Annotated in this window: 9 protein-coding genes and 1 tRNA gene; 7 read left to right on the top strand and 3 right to left on the bottom strand. The window is 62.1% G+C overall.

Features of this window, described 5'->3' with window-relative positions; translation table 11 throughout:
* Nucleotides 1-252 precede the first annotated feature (252 nt).
* A tRNA-Ser gene (locus CAPSK01_RS00810) sits at nt 253-342 on the bottom strand.
* Between the two features lie 235 nt (nt 343-577).
* On the opposite strand from CAPSK01_RS00810, the gene CAPSK01_RS00805 reads away from it, so the two are divergent.
* A complete protein-coding gene (locus CAPSK01_RS00805) occupies nt 578-1,231 on the top strand; it encodes a sigma-70 family RNA polymerase sigma factor (protein WP_337958511.1) in 654 nt (217 codons plus the stop codon).
* Nucleotides 1,228-1,425 (top strand): hypothetical protein, encoded by a 198-nt coding sequence (locus CAPSK01_RS00800; protein ID WP_034920994.1) that lies wholly within the window; start codon nt 1,228-1,230, stop codon nt 1,423-1,425. Before CAPSK01_RS00805 ends, CAPSK01_RS00800 begins: the two co-directional genes overlap by 4 nt.
* A gap of 7 nt (nt 1,426-1,432) precedes the next feature.
* On the opposite strand, the gene CAPSK01_RS00795 is transcribed toward CAPSK01_RS00800, so the two are convergent.
* Nucleotides 1,433-3,358 carry a PhoX family phosphatase gene (locus CAPSK01_RS00795; RefSeq protein WP_034920991.1) on the bottom strand — a complete coding sequence of 642 codons (1,926 nt, stop codon included), beginning with the start codon at nt 3,356-3,358 and terminating at the stop codon, nt 1,433-1,435.
* Nucleotides 3,359-3,665: 307 nt separating this feature from the next.
* On the opposite strand from CAPSK01_RS00795, the gene CAPSK01_RS00790 reads away from it, so the two are divergent.
* Nucleotides 3,666-4,646 (top strand): ribokinase, encoded by a 981-nt coding sequence (locus CAPSK01_RS00790; RefSeq protein ID WP_273702819.1) that lies wholly within the window; start codon nt 3,666-3,668, stop codon nt 4,644-4,646.
* A 127-nt stretch (nt 4,647-4,773) separates the two neighbouring features.
* Here the strand turns inward: CAPSK01_RS00790 and CAPSK01_RS00785 are convergent, their stop codons facing one another.
* Entirely contained in the window at nt 4,774-5,538 is a 765-nt protein-coding gene (locus CAPSK01_RS00785; RefSeq protein ID WP_273702818.1) for a GntR family transcriptional regulator, read from the bottom strand.
* Nucleotides 5,539-5,967: 429 nt separating this feature from the next.
* On the opposite strand from CAPSK01_RS00785, the gene CAPSK01_RS00780 reads away from it, so the two are divergent.
* The 4 genes from CAPSK01_RS00780 to CAPSK01_RS21310 form a co-directional block, all read left to right on the top strand.
* The gene (locus CAPSK01_RS00780) at nt 5,968-8,112 is read left to right on the top strand and encodes a hypothetical protein (RefSeq protein WP_034920988.1); all 2,145 of its coding nucleotides are present in this window, start codon (nt 5,968-5,970) and stop codon (nt 8,110-8,112) included.
* 203 nt (nt 8,113-8,315) lie between these two features.
* Nucleotides 8,316-8,459 carry a hypothetical protein gene (locus tag CAPSK01_RS21315; RefSeq protein ID WP_273702817.1) on the top strand — a complete coding sequence of 48 codons (144 nt, stop codon included), beginning with the start codon at nt 8,316-8,318 and terminating at the stop codon, nt 8,457-8,459.
* A 32-nt stretch (nt 8,460-8,491) separates the two neighbouring features.
* Nucleotides 8,492-9,253, top strand: a complete 762-nt coding sequence (locus CAPSK01_RS00775) for an ABC transporter ATP-binding protein (RefSeq protein WP_034920986.1) — start codon at nt 8,492-8,494, stop codon at nt 9,251-9,253.
* On the top strand, nt 9,250-9,420 hold a 171-nt coding region (locus tag CAPSK01_RS21310; RefSeq protein WP_034920984.1), incomplete at its 3' end, for a metal ABC transporter permease. The genes CAPSK01_RS00775 and CAPSK01_RS21310, both read left to right, overlap by 4 nt.

The following is a 9,420-nucleotide window of genomic DNA, read 5'->3' as shown; positions in this document are numbered from 1 at the left end:
TCCAGTCCCCCGGCAGAGCCGGGGGATTTCCCATTTTTGGTTAAAAATGGCATCAAAGCACTGACTCATTAACTTCGCCACTATTCACTGGCGACGAATTGCAGAGAAGACCGTGGCATGAGAGAGAGAATAGGCATGTACTGGGACCGGTTGCTACTGCAGCGAAGTAAATATGAACCCGCAGGAACCCGCGCAGGCACGCGCCAACAGGCGAAAAAAAACCGCCCGTATAGGCGGTTTTTTTAACTATTCTGGCGGAGAGGGCGGGATTCGAACCCGCGGTAGGCTCACACCTACGCCTGATTTCGAGTCAGGTACATTCGGCCACTCTGCCACCTCTCCTTCGGGCGCGCATATTAGCACAAGATGACCCGACGCTACGCTGACGGTGCCATATTCGGTCAAAATTGCGGATGCTCTGGCTATGCTGCACGCCCACTTGCGTATAAACTGCCGCTGCATTGCCCGACGCTGCAGTCACTTGGCCATCCTTGGCGGCGAGTCCAGCTGCCCATTATTTTGGAGAACAATGATCCTTGCCAGACTCATTTCGCTTCCCTGCTGACGACACAGCCGCATGATCGCGAACACCGGCGGCGACATCGGGCAAACGCCATTACCCAGAGCCATGAGCCGGAAGCCAGCGCCGGATGCGGAAGCTATCGCCGCTGAAATGGCCGGTTTTCGGCGCGAGATGCTGCGTTTCGCGATCCTGCAGTTGCGTGACCAGGCCAGTGCCGAAGATGCCGTGCAGGAGGCGATGCTGGCCGCGCTACAGGGAGCCGACCGTTTTGGCGAGCGGGCCAAATTCAAGACCTGGGTCTTTTCAATTCTCAAGAACAAGATCGTCGACATCATCCGGCGACGAGTTCGCGAGCCGAACTACCAGGACCCCGAAGAAGAGATCGATGAAAGCGATTTCGACCCGCTTTTCTCGGCCAACGGCCACTGGCAACGCGACGCCCGCCCTGCGGACTGGGGAGACCCGGAAAAGAGTTTTGAGGACCAGCGCTTCTGGGCGGTCTTCGATAGCTGCCTGAATCGCCTGCCGGCAGCAACAGCGCGCATTTTCATGATGCGCGAGATGCTCGGTCTGGAAACCGACGAAATCTGCGAGGAACTGTCAATCAGCAGCAACAACTGCTGGGTGGTTCTGCACCGGGCACGCATGGGTCTGCGCCTGTGCCTCGATCAGAAATGGTTCATGACCGGAGAACTGGCCCGAGAATGAACTGCAAGGAAGCCCTCCGGCTGATGTCGGAAGAAATGGACCGCGATCTTGCCGGTGGCAATCGCTTTGCACTGTGGCTGCACAAGCTGATCTGTGTCGGCTGCCGAAACTACCAGAAGCAACTGTCTTTCATCCGGCAGGCGTGCCAGCAACAGGTGGCTGTCGACGACGCGACCCCACCACCACCGACTTGAATTCTCCTCAGCAACCCACGATGCCGCCATCCTCGCGACGGATGACAATGGTTGCCGAGCGCGGTCGGCCACCGGTCAATTCAGGGAACTGACTGGCCGGCCAGGCTGCTCCGGTCAGCGGCTTTGCCGGATCGAAACGGCCACCGACGACCTCACCGGGATGCTGAACGTTGATGAACAGGTTGCAACCGTCAGGGCTGGCGGTGAGTCCAGTGATCTCGCAGCCTCTCGGCCCGGTGAGAAAGCGCCGGATTTCGCCACGGGCAACGTCGGCGACCAGCAGCTGATTGTTGCCGAATCGCTCATGGTCGCCACGATTGACCGCGCTGCCGGAGATGTCGGTGGCAATCCACAGGCGACCGTCGGGGTCGAACCATAACCCGTCCGGACTGGCAAAGGCGTCACCACGGATGTTGCCGCGTTTGTCGGGGTCGGGATGCTGCGGGTCGCCGCAGAGAACGAAGATGTCCCAGGCGAAACTGTCGGCCGCGGCCGCAGCACCCTGCCCGCCCCCCTCGCGCCAGCGGATGATATGGCCGAAAGCGTTGTCGGCGCGTGGATTGGCGGGGTCGGCAACGCTCCGCTGGCGGTTGTTGGTCAGGCTACAGTAGACTTCACCGGTTCGTGGATGGACGGCAATCCACTCCGGGCGGTCCATCTTCGTCGCCCCGACACGGTCGGCAGCCTGACGGGCATGAATCAGGACGTCGGCCTGGTCGGCAAAACCATTGGCTGCGTCGAGGCCGTTCTGCCCATGCTGCAGAGCAATCCACTGGCCGCGCCCATCGGCAGCAAAACGGGCGACGTATAGCGTCCCGACCGCGAGCAACGCGGCACCGCTGCCTGGCTTGCCGGCGTCGAAACGATCGCGTGAGACGTACTTGTAGAGATACTCGAAAGCCTCGTCATCGCCCATGTACACCACCACCCGCCCATCGCCGGCAAGCGTCAGCATCGCCCCCTCATGTTTGAAGCGGCCGAGTGCAGTGTGCTTGACCGGTTCGCTGCCTGGATTCCAGGGATCGATCTCGACGACCCAGCCGAAGCGATTGGCTTCGTTGGGCTCACTCGCCACGTCGAAACGGCGGTCATGCTCGTGCCAGCGGTAACCGGCACCCGAGGCACGGATACCGTAACGTTTCTGCGCCAGCGTCGGCCTGTCGAGCCCGTTGAAGTACGCGTTGAAATGCTCCTCGCAGGTCAGGTAGGTGCCCCAGGGCGTAACGCCCATTGCGCAATTGGCGAGGGTGCCGGCGACGCGCTGACCATCCATGTCGTCGCGGGTGCGCATGGCGGCGGTGCCGGCAGCCGGACCGTCGATGCGCATCGGCGTGCGCGCCGTGATCCTGCGGGCGTAGGCGGAAGGCCGAACGAGCTGCCAGCGCACGTCCTTGCCGCGGCCCGTCAGTTCGATCTCGATCACCGAAACGCCATGTGCATTTTGCGACTTGAGCGTCTTGGCCTCGCTCCAGCCGGCGCGACCGTCCGGGTGAAGCAGGTTTTCGTCGGTGTATTCGTGGTTTACGCACAGCAGGCCGTGCGTCGACGAGGGTTTGCCGTCGCTGACGAAAGGAAAGAAATGCATCCCGTCGTGATGCATTCCCGCCTGCTCGGCCTGCTCTGCCGCACTGTTACCGGCATCGGACCGGAAAACCGGGCCGGTCGAAATCGGGTCCCCCCAAGCGTAGAGCATCTGCAGCATATAGGCTTCTGGAACGCGTACAAGATCCTCTGCAGACGCGGCAATCGCTCTGAAACCGATCTCTGATCGGCCCGCAGCAGCCAGCACGGGCAAGCCGAGAAATGGCAGTACGACACTGCCGAGACCCAGTTGCAGCAGGCGGCGGCGTATTTGGGCATGTGGCGCAAGCGCTGCGAGAAGCTGCTCCAAATGCGGGTTGGTGCTGTCGTTGCTGACCGGATCGTCATCCATGGGCGGCATTGCTGCAAAGAGAGCGAAAGCAGCGATTATCAGGCAAGCGAGGCCGGCGGGCCAATCGGCGAGCGGTAGGCGGTAGCGGGCTCAGAGCAAATTTGTTCTAACAGCCCACAGTCATTCCGGCGTACGCCGGAAATCTGATCAAATATGAAGCACATTTCGCCGGAGCACTTGCTCCAGGCTCTTGACCTTCCCTGCAGGAGGCGAATACGATGGCCCTGGCTTAGTTGGCAGAATACTTTGAGCCGAATCGAATAGCGGCTGTGCTGCTGCCCTGACTTTCCCACTGTCATGAACTGTCTTGGATAAGAGTGTCAATGTCTTTGTCTGCGCCAATCTGGTCATGGCCTACTGCTGGCTGGTTGCGCGCCTGCCGTGCGCGGCCGAAACCCTGCGCGCCGACGGCTTTCTGGTGGAACCGGGTGGCAAGGGACTCAACGTAGCGGTGGGCACCCGCCGTCTGGGCGCCGAGGTCAGCGCGCTGGTTGGCGTTGGGCGCGATTCCGGCGGCCGGTGTTTGCGCGATCTGTTTGCCGCGGAAGGTATATCCACGGAACTGGTGTTCGACTTCGACACCCCGTCCGGACATGGCGCTGGACTGATTGGCGCCAATGGCGAGAACCTGATTGCCGTCTATCCCGGCGCAAACGATCGTCTCGAAGCCAGTCACGCGATCCTTTCGCAAGCCGCCATCGCAGCCGCCGATCTGGTCTATGGCCAGTTCGAGACATCGCTGGGCGCACTTTGGGAATGCTTCCGCCGCGCACGCAGGGATGGCGTGCGCACGGCGCTTAACCCTTCACCTTGGCAGCCCACAGCGCCGCAGCTCTTGGCATTGTGCGATATCCTCATCGTCAACGAAGTGGAAGCGCAGGGGCTCATCGGCTGCGGAGATCTGGATCAGGACACCCTGATGGGCTGCCTCGCGCAAGTGCGCGGACACGTAGCCGATTTCTTCCGGACATGGTCTGGCGAACTTCTGGTGTTGACCTTGGGCTCACGTGGAGCCCTCGCCTTTCCGCGCGCAGGGAATTGCGTTGCCGCTCCGGCTTATCCCGTCACCGCTCTCGACAGCATCGGTGCCGGCGACGCCTTTGCCGCCGGCCTGTTACACGGTCTGGGAGCCGGCATCCCCCTCCCCGATGCGCTCGACCAGGCCAATGCCTGTGGCGCTTTCATGGCCGCGCATCGGGGCGTGTTATCCGCACTCCCGACGGCGGAGCGGCTACGCGATTTCAGACGCGGCCTGGCGGCTGTTCAAACCGCAACTTCATTGCCGTGATTGTCGACCATGACCGCGTTGGCCACGCTCAGCGGCAGAAAGGGCCAAGCCGGATTTGAGTTTCATCGAGTTGGTATCGGTTATCCGGTGACCGGACCGCGCTCACCCCAAATGCGGGCGGGTTCTCTCAAGCGCGCAGCTTCAACCGATATGCGTAGGCATCGCCGCGGAACAACCCTTCCACGTATTCCACAAGTTTCCGGTGGCTGGAGTAGGTGCGGCGCTTCAGCAACAGACAGGGCGCGGGCGCCGAAAAACCGAATACTTCGCTTTCCACCTCGGAACTCAGCACCGCTTCGATGCTCTGATCCGCATCGGCGAGGACGATCCCGCACGGATCGCGCAAGAAGGCATAGGCCGAACCGTTGGTATCCCAATTCTCCAGGTCCGGCGCCAGGCCCAGGTCATACCAGGCTGTCTCGTAGCTCATTGGCTGCTCGTCGCCCAAACGCAAGCGCACCAGCTTGAGAAAACGCGCTGACGAAGGGCGTCCGAACATGGAAGCCAGCGTGCGATCCTGTATCACCACGCGTTCAAGCAGACGCGTGGAAGGTGTCATGCCCAGTTCGCGCATTTCCTCGGAAAATCCCTTGAGCCGGCCCATTTCGGGACTCACGCGCGGCGTACCACGAACCACGGTGCCGCCACGCCCGAAGGAAGCCAGCTTATGGGTCTCGCGCAGCGCGTCGTAGCAGCGCTTGACGGTCGTCCGGCTGACGGCAAGCAAGTCTGCGAGCACCCGTTCCGGGGGCAGGTTGGCGCCTTCCGCCAATTCACCGGAATCGATCAGGCCGGTCAGTTGCTGCAGAATCTGCTGATAGTAAGGCTGGGAATTGCCTGGGTTGGGCCGCAGACGCTCCGCCAATGCTTCAACTGGAATCAGTTCGGTCACTACTGGCCTCCATTCTGGATCTGTCTACGTGAGTCTCATGATAATCGACAATCGAGCGTCGAAACCACGCCTACGGTAACGACATCGGAAAGGATTTCACCGCCATACAGCATCTGTCGGGCGGATGTGCGGTCGACCTCATTGGTGTGCGCCAAGGCCGTCATGCCGCAGATCCAAGCGTACGTCTCGCGACGGATGATGCACCACACGGACCTGAGTTCGCGTGATGGATAGCATAGTCATTGGATACCTCGCTGGAATTCCAGGATGCAATCCAGAGACAGAGACACTCACATCGTCGCTGTCGTATCGCGTTACGGGCCTCGTACGTGTCGAAAAATTTTACAGTGCCCCTATAACAGCGGGGATCTTTTCGCTCCCTGCCAGCGGCTGACGGCGCAACCACTCGCGCTAACCGCATGAAGTGCAATGAAAACCAATCCAGAGCACGTCAACATGCTCAACTATGGCACGGTGTTTGCTCTGTTTGGATTCTCTATGGACACTTTGGAGATCCAAATGAAGACACTTGCATTTGCCACATCGGCTCTGCCGATTTTTGGCCTGGGTGCTGGGCCCGCTCGCCGTTTCTACCTCCGATTCCAGGGGGCTATTCGGAAAAACCGGGATCAGCACGCGAGAAATGTCATCAGGCCGGAGGTCATGCCCGCGAGTTCCGGCAATCGAATCCGCACCGTTCGCCGTGTGCTCTCGGCAGCGGCCGCCTTGTTCGTCCTCGGCGCCGCGCCGCAGGTAAACGCAGCAAAATACGAGGCCGATGTCATGTTCGTGGCGCGCTCGCAGAACGCGTTTGCGGCGAGCAACACGTTCTCCGCGCGCGGCCAGGTCGATCTGAGGACACCGTTCGACATCGATGCATACCGCCAGTCCTTCGGCCCGTTGGCGGTCGGTGTGTCCGCGAAGGGCAGCGTGGGTATCGGCGTGGATGCCTACCTCACCGGTGGCACATTCGACCTCGCGTTGCCCGTGCGGCAGAAGTTCGACTATCCGGACGACTACGCGGCCGTTGCAGGGCGCAGCTTTTCCCTGACACCTACCAGCCGTCTGGCCGATGCAACGGACACGAAGTTTACCGTCGCAGCGCTCCAACCGGCAAAGGATCCGAAGGGTGACCTGTTGGATGTCTACAAGACGTTCTTCGGTTCGCGCCCAGCGAACGTGAAACCCTCGGTGAACTTCGACTTGGGAGGTGTCGATGTCGCTGTGTCTGCGCTGCTCAACCTCGGCCCAAGCGTGTTCGCCGAAGCCTGCGCTGGGCCTCTCTGTAAGCGTAGTAGTGCCGACCTGCCGAAGTTCGTGAACGCACGCATCCCGTTCTTCACGCAGAACAACCTCGGCTCGAAGCTCGACGACGGCATTGCCAAGGACCTTGGCAGCGCAATCGGCCCCGTCCCGCCGGTCCCGCTGGCCGGCCCCGCGGTGCCGAACGCCACACGTTCCTACGGCGGCAGTGTGCCACTGTTCAACCTCGGCTTCGACGTCGGCGACAGCCTGGACAAGGTGCTGCGTGCACGCGGCCTGCCCTCCCTTGGCGGCAGCGTGGGTCCCTTCAGCTACCAGTTGCTCGACGGTCATCTCGGGTTCGCCGCATCGCTCTCCGCGCAGTTCGACATCACCACGAAGACACGCGTGGCACTCCTCTTCAACCAGCCCGTGCAGGTGTTCGAGCACGGTGCGTGGCAGGATCCGGGCTATACGAGCATTTTCGATCCGGCGAACCCGCTGCAGTTGCGCACCGCCGCCAACGTGTCGGAACTGCGCGTGAAGCCGTCCTACCTGCTGGATGCCGACATCCACAGCGCTGTGTCGCTGGCGTTCGCCGGCCAGTCGAGCTTCGCGGGGCCAGAAGTGCGCGCAGAATTGCTGGGCTTCGAAGGCACCACGTCACCGCTGTTCGATCTGAAGCTGAATGCGGATGGCTTCGTGGCACCGGTGGTGGATTCGAGCTTCAAGGCAAACGTGATCCCCATCGACACGCCAGCGTTCCGGATCCTGCTGGAAGACCCGCGGACGCGCCTGCTGCGCGAGGCATCGAGCCTGACCATGACGGTGGCGCGCGTGGGCGATGTGGCGGCCAACGGCCACGGCTTCGGCAACCTGCGCAATGGCACACGCGGCGATGCGGGCTACTTCGATGTCACCGTGGCAGGCACCTTCCGCCAGATCTCGTCGTTCGGATGTGGTCTCGGCGATCCTGGCGCGTGCCCGCCGGACGAACTGTTCGAGGCCGACGAGCCGGTGGTCATCAGTGGCGTGGAGATCGGTACGCTTTTCTGCGTGACCTGCCGCGGCCGCGTGACGGACTTTACCTTCTCGCCCAGGGTGGACACTGACGGCGACGGCAGCCTGTACCTCTCGAACCTCGCACTGGGCATGGACACGGAGGTGGGCCGGCCGTGCTTCTCCTGTGACGAGGGGCTGTCTCTCGAGCAATTGCGTCTGCAGGCGGGCCACTTCACCGACGCACGAATCACCGATGTGCCGGAACCGGGCGCGCTGTGGCTGCTGGGACCTGCGGTGGTACTGGCCCTGCGTCGGCGTCCGCGATGCTGAGAATCAGAACATTCGTTGAAAAGAGAAGGCACTGAACGCGAAGCGGCGCGCGATGGAAACAGTACCCAACACGCCAGCATGGCCAATGACATCGAATATGCTTAGTTTTCGCAACAAAGTTGCATTAAGCAGCCAAATGCGGCAAGATCCGTATTTCGCCATAACTTTCGACCCGCAATTTTCCCTGCCGACTACGCTGTCTGATGTCTACCCCACTCCGTTCAGCCCGATCGGCAGGCGTCCTCAAGCTCGATCCGGCGCTTTGCAGCAGCGCCGCCGTCCGCTTGCTGTGGGCCATCGCTGCGTTGCTGCTGCTGTGGACGACCGTCCTCTGGGCACTCGATTGAACGCTCCGGGATCGCCGTGTCTGCGCCCGCCCTTGCAGGCTGAGGCGCTGCTCTACTTTGACGATCTGACGCTCGGCTACAACCGGCATCCAGCCGTGCACCACCTGCGCGGCGAAGTCGCCACCGGCAGTCTGCTGGCCATCGTCGGCCCCAACGGCGCCGGCAAATCGACGCTGCTCAAGGGTATCGCCGGCGAACTGCGACCCCTGCAGGGAAGGATCGTCCTGAACGGCCTGCAGCGCCGGCAGATCGCCTACCTGACGCAGCAGGCGACGCTTGACACGAGCTTCCCGATCGTCGTTCATGACTTTGTGGCGATGGGTCTGTGGCGCGAAATCGGTGCTTTTGCCGGCCTCAACCGCGCCCGCCGCAGGCGCATCGAAGCGGCGATCGATGGGGTCGGCCTGAGCGGACTCGAAGGGCGCCCGATTGGCTCGCTCTCTGGCGGCCAGTTGCAGCGCGCGCTGTTTGCCAGGGTCCTGCTCCAGGACGCGCCGCTGGTGCTGCTCGACGAACCCTATGGGGCGATCGACGTGGCCAGCGTGCATGACCTGGCGGCGCTGGTACGCCGCTGGCACAGCGAAGGGCGAACGGTGATCTCCGTCCTGCACGATCTCGAGCATGTTCGCCAGGAGTATCCGGAGACGCTATTGCTCGCTCGTGAAGTCGTCGCGCGCGGTGACACCGCGCGCGTACTCAGCGAGGCCAACCTCTTGCGCGCCCAGCGACTCGCCGGAGGCCACCGCGAAGACCAGGCCACGGCGATCTGTCGCAGCAACCGGATTGGCGCATGACCGAAACGTTATCGTCGCTGCCGCTGTTCTCGCCATTCATCGAGTTCGGCTTCATGCGCCGGGCACTGGCAGGTTGCCTGGCACTGTCGCTCGGTGCAACGCCAGTCGGTGTCTTCCTGATGTTGCGCCGCATGAGTCTCGCTGGTGATGCGATGTCGCACGCGATC

This window comes from Candidatus Accumulibacter vicinus (assembly GCF_000584955.1).
Taxonomy (GTDB): Bacteria; Pseudomonadota; Gammaproteobacteria; order Burkholderiales; family Rhodocyclaceae; genus Accumulibacter; species Accumulibacter vicinus.
The sequence above is the reverse complement of the archived record's forward strand: the minus strand, read 5'-3'. Positions and strand labels throughout refer to the sequence as shown.

Bases quoted from the DNA above. Each gene is read 5' to 3' on its own strand.
- CAPSK01_RS00805 (WP_337958511.1), top strand. From the start codon at position 578: ATGATCGCGAACACCGGCGGCGACATCGGGCAAACGCCATTACCCAGA.
- CAPSK01_RS21315 (WP_273702817.1), top strand. From the start codon at position 8,316: ATGTCTACCCCACTCCGTTCAGCCCGATCGGCAGGCGTCCTCAAGCTC.
- CAPSK01_RS00800 (WP_034920994.1), top strand. From the start codon at position 1,228: ATGAACTGCAAGGAAGCCCTCCGGCTGATGTCGGAAGAAATGGACCGC.
- CAPSK01_RS00795 (WP_034920991.1), bottom strand. From the start codon at position 3,358: ATGGATGACGATCCGGTCAGCAACGACAGCACCAACCCGCATTTGGAG.
- CAPSK01_RS00780 (WP_034920988.1), top strand. From the start codon at position 5,968: ATGAAAACCAATCCAGAGCACGTCAACATGCTCAACTATGGCACGGTG.